This window comes from Paenibacillus sp. FSL H7-0756 (assembly GCF_038006765.1).
Lineage (GTDB): Bacteria > Bacillota > Bacilli > Paenibacillales > Paenibacillaceae > Paenibacillus_AQ.
Window position 1 is genome coordinate 223211 of record NZ_JBBOVT010000003.1, and the last position, 25372, is coordinate 248582.

Annotated in this window: 18 protein-coding genes; 13 read left to right on the forward strand and 5 right to left on the reverse strand. The window is 53.8% G+C overall.

Features of this window, described 5'->3' with window-relative positions; translation table 11 throughout:
- Window positions 1-35: 35 nt before the first annotated feature.
- Window positions 36-1388, reverse strand: a complete 1353-nt coding sequence (locus NST04_RS26900; RefSeq protein WP_341187002.1) for an MATE family efflux transporter — start codon at window positions 1386-1388, stop codon at window positions 36-38.
- Between the two features lie 133 nt (window positions 1389-1521).
- On the opposite strand from NST04_RS26900, the gene NST04_RS26905 reads away from it, so the two are divergent.
- The gene (locus NST04_RS26905) at window positions 1522-2265 is read left to right on the forward strand and encodes a TetR/AcrR family transcriptional regulator (RefSeq protein WP_341187003.1); all 744 of its coding nucleotides are present in this window, start codon (window positions 1522-1524) and stop codon (window positions 2263-2265) included.
- Between the two features lie 158 nt (window positions 2266-2423).
- Complete coding sequence (locus NST04_RS26910; RefSeq protein ID WP_341187004.1) at window positions 2424-5105, forward strand: beta-mannosidase; 2682 nt, start codon at window positions 2424-2426, stop codon at window positions 5103-5105.
- 458 nt (window positions 5106-5563) lie between these two features.
- Here the strand turns inward: NST04_RS26910 and NST04_RS26915 are convergent, their stop codons facing one another.
- Window positions 5564-6481 carry a DsbA family protein gene (locus NST04_RS26915; RefSeq protein WP_341187005.1) on the reverse strand — a complete coding sequence of 306 codons (918 nt, stop codon included), beginning with the start codon at window positions 6479-6481 and terminating at the stop codon, window positions 5564-5566.
- Between the two features lie 160 nt (window positions 6482-6641).
- On the opposite strand from NST04_RS26915, the gene NST04_RS26920 reads away from it, so the two are divergent.
- The 9 genes from NST04_RS26920 (at window position 6642) to NST04_RS26960 (ending at window position 17619) form a co-directional block, all read left to right on the forward strand.
- Complete coding sequence (locus tag NST04_RS26920) at window positions 6642-6986, forward strand: winged helix-turn-helix transcriptional regulator (RefSeq protein WP_083678192.1); 345 nt, start codon at window positions 6642-6644, stop codon at window positions 6984-6986.
- Between the two features lie 121 nt (window positions 6987-7107).
- Complete coding sequence (locus tag NST04_RS26925) at window positions 7108-7602, forward strand: CYTH domain-containing protein (protein ID WP_341187006.1); 495 nt, start codon at window positions 7108-7110, stop codon at window positions 7600-7602.
- A gap of 97 nt (window positions 7603-7699) precedes the next feature.
- Window positions 7700-9088 (forward strand): threonine synthase, encoded by a 1389-nt coding sequence (gene thrC, locus NST04_RS26930; RefSeq protein ID WP_341187007.1) that lies wholly within the window; start codon window positions 7700-7702, stop codon window positions 9086-9088.
- Between the two features lie 1142 nt (window positions 9089-10230).
- Window positions 10231-11217 (forward strand): Gfo/Idh/MocA family protein, encoded by a 987-nt coding sequence (locus tag NST04_RS26935; protein WP_341187008.1) that lies wholly within the window; start codon window positions 10231-10233, stop codon window positions 11215-11217.
- A gap of 49 nt (window positions 11218-11266) precedes the next feature.
- Window positions 11267-12142, forward strand: coding sequence for a radical SAM/SPASM domain-containing protein (locus tag NST04_RS26940; RefSeq protein ID WP_341187009.1), 876 nt, complete (start codon window positions 11267-11269; stop codon window positions 12140-12142).
- A 113-nt stretch (window positions 12143-12255) separates the two neighbouring features.
- A complete protein-coding gene (locus tag NST04_RS26945; protein ID WP_341187010.1) occupies window positions 12256-12930 on the forward strand; it encodes a response regulator transcription factor in 675 nt (224 codons plus the stop codon).
- A complete protein-coding gene (locus NST04_RS26950; RefSeq protein WP_341187011.1) occupies window positions 12927-14294 on the forward strand; it encodes a sensor histidine kinase in 1368 nt (455 codons plus the stop codon). The genes NST04_RS26945 and NST04_RS26950 overlap by 4 nt, the downstream gene beginning before the upstream one ends.
- A gap of 125 nt (window positions 14295-14419) precedes the next feature.
- On the forward strand, window positions 14420-15358 hold the full coding sequence (locus tag NST04_RS26955; RefSeq protein WP_341187012.1) for an alpha/beta fold hydrolase: 939 nt from the start codon (window positions 14420-14422) through the stop codon (window positions 15356-15358).
- A gap of 170 nt (window positions 15359-15528) precedes the next feature.
- Window positions 15529-17619, forward strand: a complete 2091-nt coding sequence (locus NST04_RS26960; protein WP_341187013.1) for a class I SAM-dependent methyltransferase — start codon at window positions 15529-15531, stop codon at window positions 17617-17619.
- Window positions 17620-18105: 486 nt separating this feature from the next.
- Here the strand turns inward: NST04_RS26960 and NST04_RS26965 are convergent, their stop codons facing one another.
- Together NST04_RS26965 and NST04_RS26970 are read right to left on the reverse strand one after the other, a co-directional pair.
- Window positions 18106-18456 (reverse strand): nuclear transport factor 2 family protein, encoded by a 351-nt coding sequence (locus tag NST04_RS26965; RefSeq protein WP_341187014.1) that lies wholly within the window; start codon window positions 18454-18456, stop codon window positions 18106-18108.
- Between the two features lie 158 nt (window positions 18457-18614).
- Complete coding sequence (locus tag NST04_RS26970; RefSeq protein ID WP_341187015.1) at window positions 18615-19532, reverse strand: helix-turn-helix transcriptional regulator; 918 nt, start codon at window positions 19530-19532, stop codon at window positions 18615-18617.
- A gap of 127 nt (window positions 19533-19659) precedes the next feature.
- Here NST04_RS26970 and yicI point away from each other — a divergent pair, with 127 nt between their 5' ends.
- On the forward strand, window positions 19660-21981 hold the full coding sequence (gene yicI / locus NST04_RS26975) for an alpha-xylosidase (RefSeq protein WP_341187016.1): 2322 nt from the start codon (window positions 19660-19662) through the stop codon (window positions 21979-21981).
- A gap of 416 nt (window positions 21982-22397) precedes the next feature.
- Here yicI and NST04_RS26980 read toward each other — a convergent pair whose 3' ends face one another.
- Entirely contained in the window at window positions 22398-23528 is a 1131-nt protein-coding gene (locus NST04_RS26980) for an IS4 family transposase (RefSeq protein ID WP_341182832.1), read from the reverse strand.
- A 397-nt stretch (window positions 23529-23925) separates the two neighbouring features.
- Between NST04_RS26980 and NST04_RS26985 the strand changes: the two genes are divergently transcribed.
- Window positions 23926-25116 (forward strand): SGNH/GDSL hydrolase family protein, encoded by a 1191-nt coding sequence (locus tag NST04_RS26985; protein WP_341187017.1) that lies wholly within the window; start codon window positions 23926-23928, stop codon window positions 25114-25116.
- Window positions 25117-25372 lie beyond the last annotated feature (256 nt).

Here is a 25372-nt window from a genome sequence, read left to right on the forward strand (position 1 = left end):
GCTGCTTGTGTGGGTCAGAGACGGCTTAAGTTTGCTTAATGTACCAGACTCTCAAGTTCCGGCTGCAGCTTGTGCCGCAGGGCGTACAGCATGGCGGCACCGACCAGGAAGGCGGCGGCATCGGCAATGACCAGCGACCACACCACGCCATGGAAGCCGTTCATCCGGTTGGCGAAGAAGAGTACAGGAATCAGTGTGACCCCTTGAATAATCGACATTACGAACGCGGCTGTTCCCTGCGCGGTGGCCTGGAAGATGCCCATGAACAAGGTGGTCAGCCCTGAAATGAATAAGGACAAGAAGGTGACATGCAGAATGTAGCTGCCCATTTCAATCATTTGCGGGTCTCTGGTGAACAGACCGATCAGGTGGTCGGAGATCAGATAGACGACGATGCCGAATACGGCAGCCATGGCGGCCATCGCTTTTACCGTGAATCCGATTGTATGCTTCATGCGCAGCTTATCCGCTGTGAATGAGAAGGCAATGAGCGGCACCACTCCCTCGCACAACCCCATCAGAATAAACTCGGGAAATTGCAGCAATCTTGAGGATATCCCGTAAGCGGCTACAGCCGGATCCCCATATTCGATCAGGAACAGGTTGAAGATCAGCGACATGGCTCCCAGAAAGACACTCATGATAAAGACCGGAACGCCGATTTTGAACACATTGCTGAGAATATCCTTGGTGGCCTTGAACCATTTGAAGGAGACCGTGAGGAATTGACTTTTGAATCCCATGTGGAAGGCATAGTAGGCACTTGCAACCATGTTGGCAACAACCGTTGCTGACGCTACGCCGATTACACCCCAGTGGAGCACGAAGATGACAAGTGCATCAAGCAGGATATTCACGACCACACTAAGCATCATACCGATCATGGAGACGATGGCTGCACCCTCGGAGCGGACCATATTCTCCAGCGTAAAGAACAGGACGACGAACGGCGCGCCAATCAGCATGACAGTGACGTAATCCTTCGTGAATCCATAGGAATCCGGCGTTGCCCCGAGGCTGTTAAGGATGGGGCCGATCAGCGGCAGGCCTACGGCCATGACGAGGAGACCAAGCACAAGACTGCTGTAAAAGGCGAAGGAAGACACATTCTTGACTTCATCATACTTGTGCTCACCAAGCAGCCGCGAGATGTAGGTGCCGCTGCCTATGCCCACCAGATTGCCCAGCGCCATAATGATGGCGAACAGCGGCAGGGTCAGGGCGAGTGCGGTCAGCATGGCCGTATTGTGGAGAGTGCCCAGGAAATAGGCATTCAGAATCGAATAGATGACGTTCATGGAGGTGCCTAACATCATGGGCACGGCGAAATGGGCGACGGCTTTGGTGATAGGTGCTTTTTCAAAATAATAAAGGTTTTCGGTATCCATTAGGGATCACTTCTTTCACTGATTTTTGTCAATCTAACGGCGTTAGATTGAACCTTACAGTGTTAGATGATATCATGAACCTAAGAGACTGTAAAGCATAAACTTACACTGTTAGATAAAAGGGCGGATAGCGATGAAAAAAGCACAACCTCAAATCTCGGAGGACCGGATTCTGGAAGCTTCGTGGGAGCTTCTCAAGGAGGGTGGCATCGAGAAATTCAGTATGCGGCGTCTGGCGGACCGGCTGGGAATTCAGGCTCCCTCGCTGTATTGGTATTTCAAGAGCAAGCAGAACCTCTACCAGCGGCTGTCCAACCACATCTCCAGAGTCATCCTGGAGGAGCACCGCCCGGAGGGCGACTGGAAGGAACAATTGACAGGATTTGCGGTAACGGTACGGAGCGTGCTCAGCCGGTATTCCTGTTCCACCCAACTTATGATGATGACACTGCCCCACGAGCCGGACATTATCCGGTTCAACAACCGGATGCTGCACTGCGTGGAATCCACGCCGCTTGAGGAGGCGCAGAAGGTGCAGGTGGTCACAACACTGGTGAACTTTGTGTTCTTCTTCGTGCTGGACGATTACGAGCATGAGCGCAATGTCGCTATGATGGCTAAGGAACAACAGGAGCCTCCGGGTGAGGAACTGCTTCGCCTGATGGAATCGATGAGCGATAAGGAGGTTGGGTTGTTCCGCAGGATGTTCAAGAACGGACTGTTCGAGCTGCTGGGGACTGACGGGGCCTTTGAATTCGGCTTGAGGCTGATTCTGCTCGGGACGGAGCAGGTGATTAAGGAGCATGAGGAGCAGCAGAAGCAGAAGCAAGCGCAGGGGGAAGATAACAAAAATAACAAATTGAATATTGGTGATTGAGGCTTAATATAGGGGGCATGTGTTTGAGGGGTCTGGTTAGATGTTTGTTTTGTTTGTATTGTAGCTGCTTTGAATATTGTTATTGCTAACATTATTATAACAAAATATAATGAGGGTAGCTAAGCGCCGAAATGCGCAAAAACAGTATAGGAGGAACTATGAAACAACTACAAATCGACCTGTCGAACTGGAAGTTCAGAGCCTGCGGAGATGATGAATGGCTTACGGCTGTGGTACCGGGAACGGTGCATACGGATCTGCTGCGCAATGGCGTTATCGATCAGCCCTTCTATGGAACGAATGAACATGAGCTGCAATGGATTGATAAAAAGGACTGGGAATACAGAACCGGATTTGTATTAGAAGAGACATGGCAGACGCTGGCGGTAACTGAGCTGGTGTTCGCCGGGCTGGATACGTATGCCGATGTGTATGTGAACGGGGTGCATGCCTTGTCCGCAGACAATATGTTCCTGTCCTGGACCGTGAATGTGAAGGGGCTGCTGCGGACAGGTGAGAATGAGCTCCACATCGTCTTCCGCTCGGTGGTGACGGAGGATCTGCCGAAGCTGGCGGCGCTGGGCTACGCTCTGCCTGCACCGAATGACCAGTCTGAGTTAGGGGGCCTTCAGGAGCAGCGGATCAGTGTATTTGCCCGCAAAGCGCCGTATCATTACGGCTGGGACTGGGGCCCGCGATTTCTGACCAGCGGAATCTGGCGGGAAGCTAAACTGACGGGCCGTAACGTTGCGGCGATTGAGGATCTGTACATTCGCCAGCATGCGGTGAATGAGCAGGAGGCCCGGCTGACGGCCGTGATTGAAGCGGATGCACCGGAAGCATGGAACGGAATGCTGCGCGTGAGCACTGAAGGGCAGGAATGGATGAAGGCGGTTACGCTCGCTGCGGGCAAGCAGACGCTAGAGCTTGAGCTGGTGATTGACCGCCCGCGCCTGTGGTGGTGCAACGGCCTGGGCATGCCGGAGCTGTACCATTTCCGTGCAGAGCTGCTGCAAGAAGCGCAGGCTGTAGCGGTATCGGAGGCAACGACGGGGCTTAGGGAAATTAAGCTGGTGCGTAAGCCGGATGCGCAGGGGGCGTCGTTTCATTTTGAGCTGAACGGGGTGCCGGTCTTCGCCAAGGGTGCCAATCATATCCCGAACGACAGCTTCATTACAGAGGTTACGGAAGAACGTTACCGCCATGAGATTGCCACGGCCGTGGAATCCAATATGAATATGCTGCGGGTGTGGGGCGGCGGATTCTATGAGGAAGAGGTATTCTACCGGCTGTGTGATGAATACGGACTTCTGGTCTGGCAGGACTTCATGTTCGCCTGCAGCATGTATCCGGGGGATGAGGCGTTCCTGAATAATGTCCGCGCAGAAGCGGTATATAATGTCCGCAGATTGCGTAACCACCCTTGTATCGCGCTTTGGTGCGGGAACAATGAGATTGACTCGGCCTGGTCGCAGTATGAGGAGTATATGGGCTGGGGCTGGAAGGAGAAGCTGAATGCTGAGATCCGGGAGACTCTCTGGCGGGCTTACGAAGAGATTTTCCACCGGATTCTGCCGGAAGCCGTGGCCGCGAACCATCCGGGTATGGATTACTGGCCGTCCTCGCCGCTGCGCGAGCTTACCGGTGGTCAGGATCAGCATGCAACGCGGATTACGGGCGAAGGGGATATCCACTATTGGGGCGTCTGGCACGCCAAGGAGCCGTTCGAGAATTATAATCTCAAGGTAGGCCGCTTCATGAGCGAATACGGCTTCCAGTCCTTCCCGGAGCTGAAGTCGGTGCTGAGCTATGCAGAGGAAGCAGAGCTGGCGCTGGAATCGAAGGTAATGCTGGCCCATCAGAAGAATGGAGCGGGCAATCAGCTGATTAAGGAGTATATGGATATGTACCTGCCGCAGCCGAAGGATTTCCGGGGCTTCCTGTACATGAGCCAGTTGCTTCAGGCCGAGGCGATCCGCATGGCGATGGAGAGTCACCGCCGCAACAAGCCTTATTGCATGGGCACGCTGTACTGGCAGATGAATGACTGCTGGCCGGTTGCCTCCTGGGCGGGCATGGATTATTACGGGCGCTGGAAGGCGCTGCAATATACGGTGCGCCGCAGCTTCCAGGAGGTACTGCTGTCTGTAGACAGCACGGACGGGGAGAGCGTCAAGGTCTATGGGGTGTCTGACCGGCGGGAAGCCTTGGACGCAGAGCTGGTGCTGCGGCTGCATGATATCAGCGGCGTACTGCTGCGTGAGTGGTCGCAGCCGGTAACCCTTGCTGCGGATTCGTCAGCTGTGGTCTTCACGCTGCCGCTGGCCGAAGTGCTGGAGGGCCGCGAACCGGCCAGTGTGCTGCTGGTGGCCTCGCTGCTGGAGAGCGGGCAGGCGGTGGAGCAGGTGCCGGGGGCAAGGCTGGTATTGGAGTCGGAGGCAAGGCAGGAGCAAGAGCTAGGGACAAGACAGATGCAGGAGCAGGGTCTGGAGACAAAACAAGTGTTGGAGCAAGGACCGGAGACAAAACAAGTGCTGGAGCGCAAGGAGCATTACTTCGCCCGGGCGAAGGATATTCCGCTGAGCAAACCGGTCATTACGGCGACAGAAGTACCGGGGAGCGGAGGGAAGAGCTTCACGCTGAGCAGCGATGTGCTGGCGCGGGGTGTTCATCTGACTGTAGAAGAAGAGGGCATCTTCTCCGATAATTACTTCGATCTGCTGCCGGGCGAGCCGAAGACGGTCGGTTTCTCGCTCAGAAGCAGCGGCAATGGAGGGGGCGACTTCATTCCGGCAGCTCCGACGGGGCTTGTGATCCGCTCGATGGCGGATTATATCTAATCAAGAACTCTCACGCAGATGCAGACACTTCCGCAACCGTGGACTTGCCCGCCACTGTGATTCCGCCGCAGCGGGGATTGGAGCTAGAGTCACCTCCGAAGCCGTGGCTCCCCTCACCCTCAGCTGGCCTTGCGGACTGACATGACTTTATTTGCTCATAAACTAACCTGATTTCTGTTCTTGCGGACTCAGAAGACCTTATTGTCTTCCGGGCTGGCCGTTTCAAGGTGAAATCGCACGAATAGGGGCTTCTGAGTCCATATGATTGGGCAAAGGCGGCTATTTAAGCCGAATAGCGGATTCTCAGTCCGCATGGGCATCATGCTTCGTTATATGGGCATTATGATTTGATATATGGATATCATGCTTCGGTATATGGGCATCATGCTTCGGTATAATCAAACAAACAGCGGTCCTCCGATGACGGGGGACCGCTGTTTTTGAATACCCAGCCGTCTTCAGGCCGGTTCGATGAACATCTCACCCAGAATCTTCCGGGTGCGGTAAGCATGCGCAGGAAGCGCATCGGCGGTGAAGGCCTCCACCTCATCCTGCCCGATATCGTACATGGCCTCGATTTCTCTGGAGAAGAGAAGATGTCCTTCGGCCAGCAGCTCCGGCATAGCCGGTAGAGCAGCAGGAGCAAGAGGCTCAGGGATAAGCTGCTGCAAGGCGTCCACGTAGTTTTGCAGGGTACGGGACCCGACGAGCTTGATGCCTTGGTTCTCTTCATTGACCATGACAAGGGTCGGGAAGCCGCGTACGCCGAGCTGGGCTACCTTCTGGAAATCCTCCTCCAGCAGTTCCTGTGCCGCTTCCAGTCCTGCGCCCTGAACGATCTCATCGCCGGGTAATCCCAGACTATCCACAATATCCGTGAGTACCCCGTCTTCCCCGATATTCCGGTTGAAGACGAAGACGGCTTCTCTCGCGCTCCGCAAGTAGGCCAGCTCCTTCCCCGGATGTCTCTGCTGGATAACCTTGAACACTCTGGAGGGCGGATAAGAGGACATAATCGGATTGTGGAGCCATAGGGTGCCGTCAATAGGCATGCGGTAATGCTCTCCGACTTCCTGCCAGTGCCCCGCTACATCGGCTGGCTGCTGTATTCCATTCGCCTTGTCAGCAAAGCCATTCCAACCCGCTAATAACCCGCCCATTAGAGGCTGTAGTTCAAAGTACTTGCCATATTGCTGAATAAACCGGTTCAGTGTAGGCTCGATGGCCCAGCAGTGTGAACAGATCGGATCTGTCGCATAATAGAGAGTAACTTTGGGCTGCGGCTGCGGATTAAAATCTATAATTTGCGTAGGCTCCTCGTCGCTGACCCCGCATACACCTGTCTTCAAATCACAGATCATAGGATTCGTATTCATAGCTGTTTACCTCCTATTTCTCGCTGAAACGGTACCATCCTTTAAAAGGACGGCAAAGTCGTTTCCACTTGTAGTATGATTATAATATCTGGAATCAGATTAACAAGTACTATTGTTTTTAATACCTGGTATATAAAATATACTTACGGAGGAATCCCCTATGAAATATGAGGTCGACTTAACGCAGATGTGCCCCGCCACCTTTGCTTTTCATGTCATCAGCGGGAAGTGGAATCTGCCTATCCTCGCTTTACTGAGCGAAGAGGGGCCGATCCGGTATAACGAGCTAAAAAGAAGGCTGAACGGCATCACCGGAACCACGTTAACGAATTGTCTCAAGGATCTTATCGACCATGGGATTATCCATCGTGAGCAATATCATGAGGTGCCTCCGCGCGTCGAATATTCGCTGACCCCCTCCGGGCAGGAGCTGGTCCCGTTAATTGAAGAGATCGTAGCCTGGGGAGCCAAAAACATTTATGTCCCGGGAGCAGGAAAGGCATAGGAATATTTTCCCCGTGAATCTGTTCCCTCCGGTTGACTTGCGTATGACCCGCCCCTATGATGATAAATAATATGTACCATTAACGCTCGCACAAAGCTCGCACACAGAGGAGAGAAACAGCATGGCTATGGAGATTGAACGCAAATTCCTGCTGCCGGAATACCCGGAGCGGCTGATTGAAGAAGGACAGCTGAAGGTGCTGACCCGTCACAGTATTGACCAGACGTATCTTGCGATTGAGGACGGGCAGGAGCTGCGGGTGCGGAAGATTACGGATCTGGACACGGGTGAAGTTACTTACACGCATACATTCAAGGATGGCAAGGGCATCAGTCGCCAAGAGATTGAATATTTCATTTCCGCAGGCTTGTATAACCAGATGATTGAGGCTGTGAAGGCGGTCCCGCTGGTCAAAACCCGCATTACAGGCGTATGGAACGGTACCACGGTGGAGATTGATCTCTACACCCAGCTGGAGCTTACGGTGCTTGAGGTTGAGTTCGATTCGCTGGAGGAAGCGGAGCGCTTCTCGGCCCCGGAGTGGTTCGGCCTGGATGTCAGCACAGAGAAGAAGTACAGCAACAAAACCGTCTGGAAAGAGCTTCAGGGCAAATAGCTCCGGGGCCTTAATCTTATAGAATCAGCGGACTTTAATGCGTAAACGTGGTACTATGTACAGTAAATAAAGAGGGGTTCAGGAGGATGAGACGGGTATGGAGTATATAAGCACAAGAGGCAAGGTAGCGGCCAGAGGCTTTATTGATACAGTTCTGATGGGGCTGGCGGATGACGGCGGGTTGATGGTGCCGGCTGAGATTCCGGTGATTTCCCCGGAGAAGCTGGAGGAATGGAGAAGCCTGAGCTTTCAGGAGCTGTTCCTTGAGATTTTCTCTTACTATACCAATGACGAAATTCCTTATGAAGATCTGCGCTCGATGGTCTACACCAGCTATGGCAACTTCCGCGCTCCGGAAGTTACGCCGCTGCACCGGGTGAACGATTCTCTATACGTGCTGGAGCTGTTCCACGGGCCGACGTTTGCCTTCAAGGATGTGGCGCTGCAGTTCATGGGCGAGCTGTATTCCTATATTGCCAGGGTGCGCGGTGAGATCATCCATATTCTCGGGGCTACCTCCGGCGATACCGGAGCGGCTGCGATTCAAGGAGTGCGCGGCAAAGAAGGGATCAAGATCTGTATCCTTCATCCGCACGGCAAGGTCAGCAAGGTACAGGAGCTGCAAATGACCACCGTAGATGACAGCAACGTGCTGAATCTGTCTGTAGACGGTAACTTCGACGATTGCCAGAAGATTATCAAGGAGCTGTTCGCCGATCTCGGCTTCAAGGGACGGTATCACCTGCGGGCAATTAACTCCATTAACTTCGTGCGCATTCTGGCGCAGACGGTCTATTATTTCCATGCATATCTTCAGCTTCCGGGAAGCGATCAGAAGAAGGTCAACATCAGTGTGCCTTCGGGTAACTTCGGTAATATTTTCTCAGGCTACCTGGCGCAGAAAATGGGTCTGCCGATCCACAAGCTGATCATCGCCACCAATGAGAACAACATCCTCGAACGGTTCGTGGTTACCGGTGAATACAAGCCGGGCAGCTTCACGGGCACCTACAGCCCGTCAATGGATATCCAGGTGGCGAGCAACTTTGAGCGCTATCTGTATTATCTGCTGGATGAGGATGCAGAGAAGCTGTCCGGGTACATGGCAGCCTTGCAGAGTGAGGGCGCAATTAAGGTGGAGGGCGAACTGCTGGCCCGGGTACAGGCGGACTTCTCGGCGCTGGGTGTGAAGAACGCGCAGTGTCTGGAGATTATCAGCAAGTACCAGCAGGAATCCGGCTATCTGCTCGACCCGCATACGGCTTGTGGCGTAGCCGCGTACGAGAAGTTCAGTGCCCCGGATGAGGTAAGCATTGCTTACGCTACAGCGCATCCGGCCAAGTTCGATGAGGCGATTGCCTTGACCGGCATCAAGCAGGAGTTCCCGGCGCAGATCTCAGCCTTGTTTGAGCAGCCGCAGCACCAGGTTGTAGTGGATCATGATAAGGCGGAGATTGTGCGCCAGCTTGTGGCTTTTTACGGTTAAAATCCTGCGCGTGTCCAGTGGGCCGCGCGCAGGATGAAGACAGCCCCCGCCGGGATGAGCGGGGGCTGTTTGCTGTCGCTCGAATTGTGGGACACTGGATAGTGGGCGCACTGTTCGTTGTCGCTCGAATTGTGGGACACTGGATGGTAAGTGAGCTGTTCGCTGTAACTCGTATTATGGGACAAATGGATGGTACGTGAGCTGTTCGCTGTAACTCGTATTATGGGACACTGGATGGTAAGTGAGCTGTTCGTTGTAACTCGTATTATGGGACAAATGGATGGTAAGTGAGCTGTTTGCTGTCCGCTAGTAGCGCATCAGATGTGAATTTGTGAGAAGGACGTTAACTAATTGCTTAGTGAGGGTTTGCTGTTCCACGGTTAAGGTGCAAGGGGATACTGAAATGCAATCTGTACAACTAACACCGAATAACTCCGAATTTTTGTGCTGCGCAAAACCATTGCCCAAGTGCCAAGTGCCCAGTGCCCAGTGCCCAGTGTCCAACTGCCATTGCGTTCTACTCATTGTTCACCGCGCCTAACCCGCTTTCACCAGTCGGGTGATTGCATTATGTGCAATAGAAAGTCCCCAAAACACCTCTAAAATCGATTCTATTGTATTTGATACAGCAGATTTATGTAAAAAGGCCTGCTACAGGCCCAAACTGCAAATTCTGTTGTACGAAATACAGCAGAATGCCAAAACGGGAGCTTTACACCGGATTCTATTGTACGAAGTACAATTGCGGCTCGGCTGTGGGAGATATAAGGCTAGGTGGGAGTAGAGTGGCTCGGCTGTGGGGGATATAAGGCTAGGTGGGAGTAGAATGGCTCTGTTGGAGTTGATGCAGGGTGTTAGGTTGGCGTGGAATCTCTAATGGGGGGACGAATGAAGGTGAATTCTGTGTTAATCCTCAGGTGCTTTTTTTCACAAGCGAAATCTAGCGGAATTTGTCGGAAATTACGGTATATAAGTGGACATACCTATCATGGAATGAGAAAATAGCAGTTATAGCTGACATTTCAAGTGGAAAGGGCTTACCATCCTTTTAGAGGACGGTACCGTTTCGGCGAGAAATAGAAGGATAATGTATAGCGTGAAGCATATAAATTCTTATATTTTGAAAAAGGACGGGATCATTCATGACTATTCGTTTCGGGGTTGTAGGGACTAACTGGATTACAGACCGCTTTGTGCAGGCGGGACTTGAGAATGAGGAGTTTCTGCTTACGGCCGTGTATTCCCGCACAGAGGAGAAGGGACAGGCTTTTGCCGCCAAGTATGCCGGGGCTTCGATCTATACGGATCTGGAGGCGATGGTATCAAGCGCAGAGGTGGACGCGGTCTATATTGCCAGCCCCAACTCCATGCATGCGGAGCATTCATTGATCTGTCTGAATCACGGCAAGCATGTCCTTTGTGAGAAGCCGGCGGCCTCCAACAGCCGGGAGCTCAAGGCGATGATTGAAGCAGCGCGCAGCAATGATGTGCTGTTCATGGAAGCGATGAAATCCACGTTCATGCCGAATTTTGGCGTGATCCGGGATAACTTATATAAGCTGGGTCAAGTCCGGCGCTACTTCGCAGGTTATTGTCAATACTCTTCCAGGTATGATGCTTACCGCCAGGGGACGGTGCTGAACGCGTTCAATCCTGAATATTCCAACGGCTCTCTGATGGATCTGGGCATCTACTGCCTGTATCCGATGGTGGTCTTGTTCGGCAAGCCGGATACAGTGAAGTCGGCAGGTCTGATGCTCGCTTCGGGTGTGGACGGCGAAGGCAGCATGGTGATGCGCTACCCCGACATGGGGGCGGTCATTATGCATTCCAAGATTGCGGACTCCTATCTGCCTGCCGAGATTCAGGGAGAGAATGCAACAATGGTTATCGACAAGATTAACCAGCCCTATCAGGTCAAAATCCACTACCGCGACGGAACCGTCGAGGAGCTTACGCTCCCGCAGGTGTATGAGGCAATGTACTATGAGGTTGAGGAGTTCATTCATCTGCTGAAGAGCGGGCAGCGGGAGAGCGCGACCAACAGCCACGCCAATTCCCTCGCGGTGGCAGAGCTGATGGAAGAGGCGAGAGCCCAGATCGGCCTGCGGTATGCTTCGGATCTCTAGCGTAACGGGCAGCCTGGCCTGCATTATATATTGAAATGGGGAGCGGAACTTGAAGACGTTCAAAAAGGTATACATCGAGATCACAAGCGTCTGCAACCTGGCCTGCAGCTTCTGTCCGCCCACGGAGCGGCAGAAGAATTTTATGAAGCTGGAGACGTTTGGTACCATCCTTGATGAGATCAAACCGCATAGCAATCATATCTATCTGCATGTCAAAGGCGAGCCGCTGCTGCATCCGAAGCTGGGCGAGCTGCTGGATGCCGCGCATGCCAAGGGCTTCAAGGTCAACATTACGACCAACGGTACTTTGATCCGTAAGGCAGGGCCGAAGCTGCTTGGCAAGCCGGCGCTGCGGCAGATGAACTTCTCGCTGCATAGCTTCGACGGCCATGCAGGCTCGGAGAACCGCGAAGGTTATCTCACAGAGATCATCCAGTTCGTCCGGGAGATCTCAGCTCAGGGCGTCATTGTCTCGTTCCGGCTCTGGAATCTGACGGAGGACAACCGGACGAATCTGGAGAAGGCGCGCAACCGTGAGACGCTGGCGCTGCTGGAGGAGGCTTTTGGACTGGGCTACAGGATCGAGGAGAAGGTCGTCCCCGGCAGCGGCGTGAAGATTGCCCCGCGCGTGTACCTGAACCAGGACCACGAGTTCAGATGGCCGGCGCTGCATGAGCCGGAGGATGACGGCAAGGGCTTCTGCCATGCGCTGCGCAGCCAGGCGGCGGTCCTGGTAGACGGCACCGTTGTGCCGTGCTGTCTGGATGGCGAAGGGGTGATCAACCTCGGCAATATTCATGAGCAGCCGTTCTCCGAGATTGTTGAGGGGGAACGGGCGAATAATCTGTTCTACGGCTTCTCGCGGCGGGAAGCTGTTGAGGAGCTGTGCCGCAAATGCGGCTACCGGCAGCGGTTCGGCACCTAGCCGGAGCGCGAGGCCGGAGTGGATGCTGGTGCAGTGCATACCGGCAAGGCAGCAGGGTGATGCTAGAGAGAAGAGAGCTTTATAAGGCCGGATCATACGAAAAGAGGGAATAGATGCCTACTATACTTGTTGCAGACGACGATGCGAATATCCGCGAGCTTGTCTGCCTATTTCTGCGCAATGACGGATTCGATACCGCTGAAGCGGCAGACGGCCAAGAGGCGCTGGCGGTCTATGCCAGAACGCATGTGGATCTGGTCATCCTGGATATTATGATGCCGGTGATGGACGGCTGGGCGCTATGCAAGGAGCTCCGCAGAGCGGACCCGGAGCTGCCGCTGTTAATGCTGACGGCAAAGGGGGAGACCTGGGAGAAGGTGAAGGGCTTCGAGCTGGGAACTGATGATTATCTGACCAAGCCCTTCGATCCGCTGGAGCTGACGGTCCGCGTCAGAGCCTTGCTGAAACGCTCGGGAATCGGCAAGTCGCATACGATCCGTATCGGAGAGGTAACGCTGGACCGGCAGACCTACAAGGTAATGAACGGTACAGAAGCGCTGTCCCTGCCGCTGAAGGAGTTCGAGCTGCTGTACAAGCTGGCCGGAACACCGGGACAGGTCTATACCCGCGAGCAGCTGATCGACCAGATCTGGGGGATTGATTACGCCGGGGATGACCGGACGATAGATGTACATATCAAGCGCCTGCGGGAACGGTTTGCGGCTTCGCCGGATTTTCGGATTGAGACTGTACGGGGGCTTGGCTACCGGCTTGAGGTTACTGAATGATCAAATCTCTCTATACCCGGGTGGTCCTGATCTTCCTGGTCTCCGTGATCGGGGGGACAGTGATCTCCTTCAATCTGGCGATTTGGATATATAAAGACGAATTGAACGAGAATCTGCAGGTTCAATTGCAGCGCTTCGCACAAGATGTCGTACAGATCTATGATATCTTCCCGCTGACGGAAGCCGACAAGTTCGTAAGCAGCATGAAGCAGCTTGAGACCTACCATGTGCGGATTTATGATGCGAACGGCGGGGTTCAGTCTTACGGCGGGCCAGAAGGACTGAAGCTGGAGACTGTGACTGAAGCGCAGGTGCAGCAGGTGCTGGCAGGCGGGATCGTGCAGGTCAATCCGACAGGCATCTCCGTCAGCCTGCTGGGAGTGCAATTAACTACGGATACGGGAAAAAAAGCATTGTTCGTAGAGCCTGTCGGTCCCCCGTCTGCCGACTTTGTGCTGAAATGGCTGGTGAATTTCGTGGTGTATTCGCTGGTCTCCGGGAGTCTAATAATCCTGGTAGCGGCCATGTTCCTGGTCCGGCCGATCAAGAAGCTGACCAACGCGACACGCAAGATCGCAGCCGGGGACTTTAATGTGAAGCTGAATATCAAGCAGAAGGGAGAGCTGGGTGCCCTCGCGCGCAGCTTCGAGGAGATGATGCATGATCTGCAGCAGCTGGAGCAGATGCGCCGTGACTTCGTGTCCAATGTATCCCATGAGGTGCAGTCACCGCTAACCTCCATCTCCGGCTATGCCCTGGCGCTGAAGCAGATGAATATCCCGGAGAGCGAGCGGGGCCGCTATATCGATATCATCATCGGGGAAGCCGAGCGGATGTCCAAGATGAGCGACAGCCTGCTGAAGCTGAGTCTGCTTGAATCGCAGTCCCAGCAGCTCCGGTTCACCACCTTCAGCCTGGATGAACAGCTCCGGCGCGTGATCGTTGCCCTTCAGCCGCAATGGTCGGCCCGCCGCATCAACTTCGATCTTCAGCTGACGGCTGCCGTGCTCACGGCGGATTATGACCTGTTGAGCCAGGTATGGACGAACCTGCTGGGCAACAGCATCAAGTTCTCCGGGGATGGGGGAGTAATAAGTGTCCATACGAAGCAAGATAATAAAAGTGTGACCGTTCGTGTATCCGATACCGGCATCGGGATCGCCCCCGAGGACCAGAAGCGGATCTTCGAACGCTTCTTCAAGGCGGACCGCTCCCACAGCAACAAGTATAACGGCAGCGGGATGGGGCTGGCGATCGTGAAGCAGATCGTGCTGCTTCACCAAGGAGATATCCGGGTCGAGAGTGAGCTTGGCGCAGGCACAAGCTTCATTGTAACGCTGCCGCTGAATATACCGGCGAATTAAGTTTGTTTCTCCCGTTCATCCTCCGTTCATATTACCGTCACGGAGAGTACATTTTCATTATATATACTATCCTTAGCTCCTCATCAAGGCAGCACATCCGATTCATAAGGACAGGTGATTGTATAATGAAAAAAGGACTCAGAATTCTGCTTAAATCTATAGCGGCATTGCTGATCGTGATCGTGTTATTTTTTGCCGTAGTATTTGTGGTCAATATCATCAGCAGCAAATCGGAGCTGAAGAAGATTGATCAGTACGGGCAGCTTGTGCCAGTCGATGGTAAGAAGATGAATGTGCTCATCCAGGGATCGGGTGAGGAGACCGTGGTGCTGCTGACGGGGTATGGCACCGGGGCGCCTGCACTTGACTTCAAACCGCTGGTAGACGAGCTGTCCCCTAATTACAAAGTAGTCGTGGTGGAGCCGTTCGGCTATGGCTTAAGTGACCGGACAGATAAGGAACGGACCTCGGACAATATCGTCAGTGAGATTCATGAAGCATTGCAGCAGCTTGGAATCAAGCGTTACACGCTTATGGGACATTCCATCGCCGGAATCTACGGGCTGGATTATGTGAACAAGTATAAGGATGAAGTGCAGGCTTTTGTAGGAATCGACAGCAGTGTGCCGAACCAAGGGGGCTTGGACGATAAAATACCGGTGGGGACGCTGAAGTTCCTCGACAAATCCGGCATCATGCGATTGCTCCAAAAGATAGGCCCCGACCCGTATGCCGGGCTTCCGTTCGACGAGCATACCAAGCAGCAGATGAAAATGATCGCCACAAAGAATTTAAACAATGACACTGTCATGAATGAGATCGACCATTTCAAGGAGAATTTCACAGCAGCCCAGGCGCTGACCTTCCCCAAAGAGCTTCCGCTGCTGCTCTTCGTACAGTCGAATAATACCGATGTTGAGGGCTGGATGCAGCTGCATGAAGAACAGGTGAAGGATTCCGTGTACGGTAAGCTGGTGCCGCTCGAAGGCGGTCATTATCTGCACCATACGCTGTCCAAAGAGATTGCCAAGGATTACAGAGAATTCATGGCAGGCGTGAAATGAGTGGATCTGATTCCCGGCCATAAATCTGATACAATTGAACAAGAGCTCTTCGCAGCCGCAAGCTTCTATCCAGAAGCTTGCGGTTTGTTCAATTCGTCAGAGCTTCTGATTCAAACCTGAAGTACATGGGCTATTGTATATAGATTGCTATTACATAGGGAGGCATGCAAATGCTGAAATCATTACGGGCTATAGAGGCGTATCGTGAAGGAGGGTGGCCTGCCGGAGAAGGCTATCCATGGCTGGAGTCCATCGTGCAGGCGGAGCAGACGATTGTGAACCTGGAGCGGGTAGAATCGCTGCAGTCGCTTGCGCAGCAGAATCCGGTGCTGGATTATGTGGAGCGGAGCCTGCGGGTGCTGGACAGTCTGCCGCTGTCGTACTGGATCAAGGAGCTGGCCGAGGAGACGCTGATCTGGTCGGAGACGGCCAAGGGGGGGACTCTCCGTCAGCGCCGGAGCTGGCAGGAAGAGGGCATTAATATTTTCGTTCATAATATCGGCTCCGCGGAGTTATACCGGCGGTATGCGGAAGGGTTGAAGCGGGACGAGGCAGGCTCTGCGGAGAAGAGACGGGTGATACATACGCTGATTGAGACTCACGGGCTGATTGGACAGCAAATCCGCGGCGAGGTTCCGCCTTCCGTCAATCTTCCGTTGTCCGCACTGGTGGAGCAGGGACTGCTGGGCGCAGAAGAGCTGGAGCGGCTTCTGTTCGCGCTGAATCACTGCATCATTGCTGCGGTATCCCCGGAGCTGTGGCAGGAGGTCCGCCTGCAGGTCATGGAGCTGATTGCTGTTATTGCTTCAGGAAATCTGCAGCCTGAGGTCCCGATGAAGGAGCGTCTGCGGAGAATGCGCGCCGGGTCCATTGCCCAGGGGGAGGATTATGAGGCGGAGTGGGACAGGCTGGTACAGGAGGGCTTCCTCCCTGCTGCGCTGGATCCGCTGCAGCCTGCCACCTTCTGGTATGTGGAGTCGGCACTCCAGACCTTCTCGCTGGAGCAGTTCCTGAAGGTCATGAGTCTGGTGGCCGGCAGCGGCCCGCTTCAGCTAAGCCATCTGAGCTTCGAGGCGGTCATGAACAGTATTCATTATGACTACAAGGGCAGCAAGAAGATCAATGTCTATAAAAAACGGATTATTGAGAAATATCTCTCGGAGCTGGGCTGGGAGGAGATCTACAGCGGCGTGAAGCCTTCCGGCAGCAACCCGCATCTTACGTACCGGCTGCTGGGCAAGGAACATCTGCCGGATACGCTATTCTTCCATTTTGAGTTCTCAGCGGCAGCGGAGAAGCTGATTGAGTTCTGCATAGAGGCCGAGAAGTCGGCGCTGTATGAGCGGGCGGTCCTGCTGCTGTTCGACCTGTTCGATCTGCGGCGGGACGCCTTCGACCGCTTCCACAACGAGGACACGTATTTAAGCCAGATGAATGATACGGCTGACTATAAGGCAGTGATTCTGGACTACGTTACCGGACGGAAGGTGCTGGACATCGGACCCGGCGGCGGGGTGCTGCTCGATCTGATTGAGGAGCGGATGCCGGAGGCCGTGCCGGTGGGGATTGATATCTCAAGCAATGTGATTGAAGCGCTGCGGCAGCGCAAGCAGCGGGAGGGCCGCCGCTGGGAGGTGCTCCAGGGCGATGCCCTGAACCTGAAGGATTATGTGGAGCCGGGCACGGTGGACACGGTGATTTTCTCATCGATTCTGCATGAGCTGTATTCCTATGTGCCGTTTGACGGCCGGAAGTTCAATCACGGCACGGTGGCGGCAGCGCTGACCAGCGCCTTCGATGTACTGGCAGATGGCGGGACGATTATTATCCGTGACGGTATTATGAGCGAGCCTGAGGAGCAGCAGCGCCGCGTACGGTTTCTGGAGACGGACGGCATGGCGTGGCTGGAACGGTATGCGAAGGATTTTGCCGGACGGAATATCCGTTATGAACAGCTTGGCGAACAGGAGGTTCTGATGCCGGTAAATGATGCGATGGAATTCCTCTATACCTACACCTGGGGGGAGGAAGCTTACATTCATGAGGTTCAGGAGCAGTTCGGTTATTTCACACCCTCGCAGTACTCCGCATTCATTCAGCAGACGCTTGGGGACCGGGCGAAGATAGAGGTCCTCCGTCATTATTTGCAGGAGGGATATACGGAGGCACTGGAGAACAGGGTTAAAATTATGGGTGAGAGCGGAGAGCCTGTGCCGCTTCCGGACAGCACCTGCTTTATTGTGATCCGTAAGGAGGGTTGAAAAGGGGGCTTAGGTCTTCAGCTCAAGACATGCTTTGTATAGGAGCTCTGGCAGCGAGTCCGTGCTTCGTGGCAGGTACTTTACGTCCGCCAAGTGGCCTCTGCAGGTACTGTATGTGCGTATTTACTAAAATGCTTATGTTCGGCTGCACTTTGTGCAATAGATCTCACTAAAATCGATTGTGAAATAGCTCCCATTGCACTCTGTACAATAGAATTTCCTGAAAGTGGACTTTTGGAGCGTATATCCAGAAATCTAATGTATAAAATACAACAGATTGAGTTTTAGGGGAAAATAGAGCGGAATCTATTGCAGATAATACAATCAGGGAACAGAAAAACACAACAGGATGGCGATCGCCGCGTCCACTCCAGTGCTGAAACCCACCCTATGTAATCAAAAGACTGTCCCGCATAGTCATATTCATGACTTATGGGACAGTCTTTTGATTTATAACGTATGGTTATACCTTGAACATGCTCGACGTTATTTTAGCGTGATGATCAGCTCGCTGATTTTGCCGCCTTGTACCTTGAATTCATGGGTGAACTGCTGCGGGGCGGGAACACGGTTCTTATTGAACTCCCCCTCCATCTCAGCGGTCACCGCAATGCGGCCCTGGATTTCTTCAATTTCCATAATAGTAAAGCGGACCTTAGCAGAGAAAAGCTCGGATTCTCCCCAAGCCGCAATGGCTTCTGTGCCTTCGGCCGACTTCCCGTTATCCTTCACGATAGCGCCGGGAGCGAACAATTCGATCAGAGTGTCGGGCTGGTATTGGTTCACTGCATTGTAGAAGTCCTGTACCTCAATTGGCAAGGTAACATGTTGATTCATGAATATCTGCCTCCTGTAAGTAGATTAGCGGGGACGGCATGTCCACCGGAATGAGCCATTAAGCCACCGCTGAAGCGGCAGGTACCTTGGTCATCCATACACTAACTTAAACGTATCCGGGCAACCGTAAGCAGGAAAAAGAAAGGGAAGGGTTCGGCCTACGGATAAAGCTGGTTCTGCCCGGCGAAGGGACTGGCGTCCTTGCGGAATTCGGAGGGCGAGCAGTTCATGATTTTGCGGAACACTTTGATGAAGTAGCTGACATTGTCGAAGCCGACATCCATGGCAATATCGGAGATTTTGCGGTCCCCCTGCTTCAGCAGGGCTGCGGCCTGGCGGACCCGGTAGGAGTTGATGTAATCGACGGGCGTCTTGCGGGTCATGCTTTTGAAAAAACGGCAGAATTGCCCTTCGCTCATCGGAATCAGCCCCGACAGGTCACGGGTACGGATCGGCTCCTGGTAGTTGTCCTGGATATAGAGAATGATCTTCTTCAGCCGGTCTGCCTTCGTGTTATCCGCGCCCTCCGAGGGGCTGTGGTTCACCGAACGTCCCGGCGGCGCAATCTGCGAGAGCATAATCAGCAGGGTTCCTTTTATAAAAGCTTCGAATCCGGGCATTTGTTGATCATACGCGTTCATCATGCGGTTCAGATGCTGCAGCAGCTCCGCCTGCCAGGGAACAGAAGGGGTGAGGTGGCGCGGAAAGCTCTGGCGTTTCTCCTGAAGCGGCAGAATGACGCTCTGCTGGATGGTATCATATTGCGCGCTGGCCAGCAGGTCAGGATGGAAGACAAGGGCGCAGAAGCGGCAAGGAGTCTCCGTAAGCGCATGAGCGGCATGGATATCCCCGGATTCAATGAACACAGCCTCGCCGGGTCGAAGCGTGAAATAGTCGCTGTCCACCTGAAACAGAATCTCGCCTTCCAGCAGCAGGAAGAACTCGGCTTCCTCATGCCAGTGGGTGTCCAGGACATGCGCTCCGGCGGGAAGGTCGATCCAGTAGGCAGCCAGGGGGAACATGACATCCCCGTGTTCGCGGTCTTCTTTGAGCAAGCGCTGCGAGGTGCGGTCCATTAGAGGGCCTCCTTGTGAGATAGAATCAAAATAGTGTTATAAATAAGCTATATATTATTAGTTTTGAACTTTTATTGTCGGTATAATGCAACTATATACACCAAATCGAAGGGTGGCAAGTGCACATATGAAATTTACAGACGGCTTATGGCTGGTTCGTGACGGCATTACAATCAATGGTGCAGTGCAGAACTATGTGGTAGAAAAAACGGAGGAAGGCCTAACCGCCGTCACGCAGACGACACCCATCACGGGACGTTCGGCGACACTCAACTCCACACTGCTGACGGTGAAATTCCATTCCCCGCTTCCGGGCGTGGTAGGCGTCAAAATTATTCATAACGACGGCGTGATTCCGCGCGGACCTTCGTTCGAGCTGACTGAGGGAACCGGCGATCATGTGGAAATCGAGGAGACAGAGGCGCAGACGGTGCTGATCAGCGGCGGACTCCGCGTGGTCATCAACAAGGGCACTCACTGGTCTGTGGACTTCTACCGCGGCGACGAGCGCATTACCGGCAGCGGTTACAAATCGATGGCCTATATCACAGATCAGGACGGCAACACCTTCATGCGTGAGGAGCTGGACTTAGGCGTTGGCGAATTCGTGTATGGTCTGGGCGAGCGCTTTACGGCTTTTGTCAAAAACGGCCAGGTGGTCGATCTGTGGAACAAAGACGGCGGTACAAGCTCCGAGCAGGCGTACAAGAACGTTCCGTTCTATGTGACGAGCAAGGGATACGGCGTCTTCGTGAACCAGCCGGAGCTGGTATCGTATGAGATTGCGTCTGAGAAGGTGAAGAAGGCCCAGTTCAGCGTAGCGGGCGAGAGTCTGGAATACTTCGTGATTGAAGGGCCGACGATTAAAGAGGTCATCACCAAATACACCTCCCTGACTGGCAAGCCAGCGCTGCCTCCGGCCTGGACCTTTGGCCTGTGGCTGACGACTTCGTTCACTACGGACTACGATGAGGCTACTGTGAATTCCTTCGTGGAAGGGATGGCGGAGCGCGATCTGCCGCTGCATGTGTTCCACTTCGACTGCTTCTGGATGCGCGAATATCAATGGACGGATTTCCAGTGGGATTCTCGTGTGTTCCCGGACCCGGTAGGTATGCTGAAGCGCCTGCACGACAAGGGACTGAAGATCTGTGTGTGGATCAACTCCTATATCGGACAGCGCTCCCCGCTGTTTGAAGAAGGCCGCAAGAACGGTTACCTGCTCAAAAAAGCCAACGGCGACGTCTATCAGACCGACCTCTGGCAAGCAGGCATGGGACTGGTCGACTTCACGAACCCTGCGGCTTGTGAATGGTATGCCGGTTACCTGCGTGACCTGGTGGACATGGGCGTAGACAGCTTCAAGACGGATTTCGGCGAACGGATTCCGACCGATGTCGTATACTTCGACGGCTCCGATCCATACAAGATGCATAACTACTATACCCAGTTGTATAACAAGGTTGTCTTTGAAGTGCTCGAAGAGAAGCTTGGCCAAAATGAAGCAGCTGTCTTCGCACGCTCCGCCACCGCCGGCGGGCAGCAGTTCCCGGTTCACTGGGGCGGCGACTGCTACGCTGACTATGAATCCATGGCAGAGAGCCTGCGCGGCGGCTTGTCGCTCGGATTGTCCGGCTTCGGCTTCTGGAGCCACGATATCGGCGGGTTCGAGAACACCGCTCCGGCACATGTGTTCAAGCGCTGGCTGGCCTTCGGCCTGCTCTCCAGCCACAGCCGTCTGCACGGCAGCACCTCGTACCGTGTGCCTTGGGCGTACGACGACGAAGCTGTGGACGTTACCCGCTTCTTCACCAAGCTCAAGTGCAGCCTGATGCCGTACCTGTATGATGTAGCCGGACAGGCACATGAGCAGGGCTGGGCTTCGATGCGTGCGATGGTGATGGAATTCCCGGAAGATCCGACCTGCGAGGTGCTGGACCGCCAGTACATGCTGGGCGATTCCCTGCTGGTCGCTCCAATCTTCCAGGAGAACGGCGAAGTGAAGTATTACCTGCCGGCCGGCCGCTGGACACATCTGTTGAACGGTGAGACCGTACAGGGCGGATCATGGCGCAAGGAGAAGCATGACTTCTTCAGCCTGCCGCTGTTCGTCCGGCCGAACACTCTGCTGGCTGTGGGCAGCGAGGACAGCCGTCCGGATTATGATTTTGCCGACGGTGTGAAGTTCGGCCTCTACTCCCTGGAGGACGGCAAGTCTGCTTCGGCGACTGTACGCGATATCCACGGCGCTCCTGAGCTGAAAGTGCAAGCTGTACGCAGCGGCAGCACTGTAAAAGTAACTGCCGAAGGCAGCGGCAAAGCATTCACCCTGGCGGTGAAGGATCTTGGCGCTATCGCCTCCGTGGAAGGTGCGGAGCAGGTAGATGAGACTACAGTGAGCGTGGGCGCGGGCGAGAAGTCCGTATCGTTCACGATTACGCTGAAATAAGTGAACTATAGACGGAATTAACACACCTAAAGACTGAATGAACACACCTGCAAGACGGAATTAACACACCTAAAGACTGAATGAACACAACTATAGGCTGAATTAACACACCCGAAAGCTGAATTAACACACTCCAACACTGGCTTAGCCTATGGCAGTGCCCTTAAGTAACCAAGCTCTCTGATGACAGGGGACATTTGTCTCCTGGATCGGGGAGCTTTTTGGGGATTGGCGGTGTTGGGGGGATTGTTGCTCGCTATGGCGCACAATGGGCTAAATGCTGCAAGAAGTGCAACATTCCCCTCAGCAGGAGCAGGGCTATAGCGAATTGTTGTCAAAAATGCAGCATTTCAGCTTCTCAGAGCGAACAAGTGGCGAAATTGCTGCATTTTGTGCAGGCGTGTTGATTACCTATATTATGGGATTTCAAAAACACCTATATGATCTTTACGCCTGAGCAGACTCAACTGAATCTGCCACTCCAGCGGAAGATTAAATATACGCCAGTACTGCATAAATTCCCAAAGAGTCAGCCTAGCAAAGACCGGTACCTTCGGATGAATTTCATCAAAAATGTATTTCAGAAGCACATACGCGGTAAGGGCCACAAACAATTGGCTATATACTGCATTTTCGGTGGTTCCAAATAGACATGGGACATTCAAATGCTGTTTCACCCAGCGGAAAAAGACTTCAATCTCCCATCGTGCTTTGTAAATTTCAGCAATCACCTGAGCGGACTCTTTTCTCAAATCGGTCACGACACGTACGACTTCACCCCGGTCATTTTCAAATTCAACGACGCGGTGGCGCTGGGCGGATTGGTGTTTCCCTTGACCAATATAACAGGTGATATCGCGTACGATTTGGGTGTCTCCCTCCGCCGGTCGCCGAAGCTTTCGCGGCATCACCAAATGGAGGTTGTCTTTCAGACGAATCACAAAGGACTGACCTTGCTGCACATATTGATCCAATCGACCGATTTTGCCATACGCCCGATCCTGAACTAAAAGGTAGTCCTTATCGGCCAAGACTTCTCCAAATGGAGCGTCATTACGCCGGGCAATCGATTCGACCACCTTCACGGGTGAATGCTGTCCCTGCGAAAAAGCAACGTGCAGTTTAATGCCACCTCTAAATTTTTTATACGGAGCCCAAGACATGCGGGAGTTGGCTGCCGTAACCGTCGTAGAGTCAATCAGCAGCAGATCTTTAGGCAGATTCAGGTGCCGCCGGGTTTGCCGGTTACATTTCTGGACGAGCATTTGAAACAAACGCTTGAAGATATCGTAAGGCACTTCACCGGCTTTGCCCGAAAGGGTGGAGTAATGAACCTTGGGCAAACCGTAGTTCGAGCCCACCCGAGCACTTTGACGAAAGCCATCCCATTGGTGGTAGCAGGCTTGGACAAAGTAGTCGAACAACACACCGACGGTCATTTTGGTTCCCGTATCCTCGTAGTCCTTGGTTTGCCCGCTTACCTTTTGGACTTCTTCCGAAGTTAATACTTGTTTGAACACGGCCAAGAATGGGGTATATTTATTCATGAGGTCGCCTCATTTCGGTTTGGTTTGGTCGTACTTACCATTACCCGAAATGGCGGCCTTTTTTGTCCCTTTTTATGGGAAATCAACACGCTTACATTTTGTGCAACATTGTACTAAAATAGTGGGTTTCACAGGCATCAGTGTTGCAGATAATGCAACATTAGTCGGGCAGGAGTGGGGGCAAAGTTTGGTCAAAGGCGAGCTACAGCCGGGAGGAAGCAGGGCAGAAGTTGGGCCAGTCGTGTCGAAGTCGTGTCAAAGTTGGGCCAGTCGGGTCGAAGTCGTGTCAAAGTGGGCCAAGTTAGTGTCGAGTTAAGTTTCTGTACAGCACCAGCCGCCCTACCCACCACCCATCAGCCAGAGAAGCAACATCAGAATAAAGAAGGAGTTGATGACTATGAACAATCTTGAGAACAGTCCAAACGGAGTACTGAGCCAGCCGGAGTTCAGCTCGGCCACGGCGCTTTCTACAGCCGCTAACTATATTATGAATGCGGCGGAACCGTTCACCCATACGTACCGCACCTATATCCGGCTGCGGGAGAACGGCAGGCTGATGCTGAAGTTCTGGCACAGCAATGCAGTGGATTCGACCTGGGACCTGGGCGCGGATGCCATTGCCAGTGAACCGGGGGGCGAGTGGAGCATCGACGCGGCATATGTCGCCGACGGAGGAGCTGCTCCGGACGGCAGCGTAGTGCCGGGCTCGCAGGTGCCGGTTACCTTCGGCGGCGAACGGTCGCGGCGCGTGGAGCCGGGTGAGCAGTTCTGGAGCGACGAAGCACTTCTGGAGCTGCCGGAGGGGCACTTGCTGGCCTTCACCTGGACCTTGAAGACGGCTGGTGCAGGCAAGTCCTTCCCCTACAATGTAGAAGGAATGCTGGTCTCCGGCTATGATGCACAGGGCACGTTAGCGGCCCAGGAGTCGGCTGCCGGGTTCAGCGCATCGGATAAGTTGCAGGTGCTTCCGAGCTACCTGGGCTACAAGAAACAAGTGGCGAAGAGGCTGGTATTCCTGGGCGACTCGATCACGCAGGGGGTACGGACGGCCAAGGATCAATACACACACTGGGCGGCAAGAATTGCGGAAGGGCTGGGAACAGAGCATGGAGTGTGGAATATCGGCTCCGGCTGGGGCCGGGCTTACGATGTCGCCACGGACGGTCCCTGGCTGCATAAGGCGCAGCAGGGGGATGAGGTGCTGATCGTGCTGGGGGTGAACGATCTGGATATCGGCCAACGCTCGGCAGATGAATTGCTGGGGGACCTCGCACACATTATCTCCAGCATCAAGGAAGCACAGCCGGAGGCAAAGGTAATTCTTAGTACGGTGCCACCGTTCAACTTCGAGGGGGAGCGGGAAACCTATTGGCGCAAAGTGAATGATTGCATCCGTACAAGCCCGTTGGCCGGGGTAGACCGCGTATTCGACATCGCCGCCGTCCTCTCCGTTGCGGCTCCCGCAGATCACCGGATCAAGCCAGAGTACATGAGCGATGAGTTCGACCCGCATCCGAACGGTGCGGCGGGCAAGGCGGTGGCGGATGCTTTTCTGGCGTGGTACGGTGGACGGCCATCGGTATCCTGACCGATCTGCCTTTTAAGCTATTGCGTGGAGTTAAATGTTTGTTTGTGAAAATTCGATATTTGTTGGATAGGATACGTGTGTGTACTGGAGTGTGTGGCGGCAGGAGTGTCGGGGGAAGTGAGAGCTGGTGCGGAGTAACTGGAATACAGGGTGAGAGAGTAGTTGGATTTTGTCCACTTGCTGATGCGTGATTGCAACCTTTCGGGGCAGGCAGTTGGAAAACCAGCACTTAAATCTGCCTGATTCCACCTGGGGC

Excerpts from the sequence above, each read along its gene's own strand:
- NST04_RS26970 (WP_341187015.1), bottom strand. The coding sequence starts at position 19,532 with ATGGACCGCACCTCGCAGCGCTTGCTCAAAGAAGACCGCGAACACGGG.
- NST04_RS26945 (WP_341187010.1), top strand. The coding sequence starts at position 12,256 with ATGCCTACTATACTTGTTGCAGACGACGATGCGAATATCCGCGAGCTT.
- thrC (WP_341187007.1), top strand. The coding sequence starts at position 7,700 with ATGGAGTATATAAGCACAAGAGGCAAGGTAGCGGCCAGAGGCTTTATT.
- NST04_RS26925 (WP_341187006.1), top strand. The coding sequence starts at position 7,108 with ATGGCTATGGAGATTGAACGCAAATTCCTGCTGCCGGAATACCCGGAG.
- NST04_RS26915 (WP_341187005.1), bottom strand. The coding sequence starts at position 6,481 with ATGAATACGAATCCTATGATCTGTGATTTGAAGACAGGTGTATGCGGG.
- NST04_RS26985 (WP_341187017.1), top strand. The coding sequence starts at position 23,926 with ATGAACAATCTTGAGAACAGTCCAAACGGAGTACTGAGCCAGCCGGAG.
- NST04_RS26910 (WP_341187004.1), top strand. The coding sequence starts at position 2,424 with ATGAAACAACTACAAATCGACCTGTCGAACTGGAAGTTCAGAGCCTGC.
- NST04_RS26965 (WP_341187014.1), bottom strand. The coding sequence starts at position 18,456 with ATGAATCAACATGTTACCTTGCCAATTGAGGTACAGGACTTCTACAAT.
- NST04_RS26920 (WP_083678192.1), top strand. The coding sequence starts at position 6,642 with ATGAAATATGAGGTCGACTTAACGCAGATGTGCCCCGCCACCTTTGCT.
- NST04_RS26955 (WP_341187012.1), top strand. The coding sequence starts at position 14,420 with ATGAAAAAAGGACTCAGAATTCTGCTTAAATCTATAGCGGCATTGCTG.
- NST04_RS26980 (WP_341182832.1), bottom strand. The coding sequence starts at position 23,528 with ATGAATAAATATACCCCATTCTTGGCCGTGTTCAAACAAGTATTAACT.
- NST04_RS26905 (WP_341187003.1), top strand. The coding sequence starts at position 1,522 with ATGAAAAAAGCACAACCTCAAATCTCGGAGGACCGGATTCTGGAAGCT.
- yicI (WP_341187016.1), top strand. The coding sequence starts at position 19,660 with ATGAAATTTACAGACGGCTTATGGCTGGTTCGTGACGGCATTACAATC.
- NST04_RS26900 (WP_341187002.1), bottom strand. The coding sequence starts at position 1,388 with ATGGATACCGAAAACCTTTATTATTTTGAAAAAGCACCTATCACCAAA.
- NST04_RS26950 (WP_341187011.1), top strand. The coding sequence starts at position 12,927 with ATGATCAAATCTCTCTATACCCGGGTGGTCCTGATCTTCCTGGTCTCC.
- NST04_RS26935 (WP_341187008.1), top strand. The coding sequence starts at position 10,231 with ATGACTATTCGTTTCGGGGTTGTAGGGACTAACTGGATTACAGACCGC.
- NST04_RS26960 (WP_341187013.1), top strand. The coding sequence starts at position 15,529 with ATGCTGAAATCATTACGGGCTATAGAGGCGTATCGTGAAGGAGGGTGG.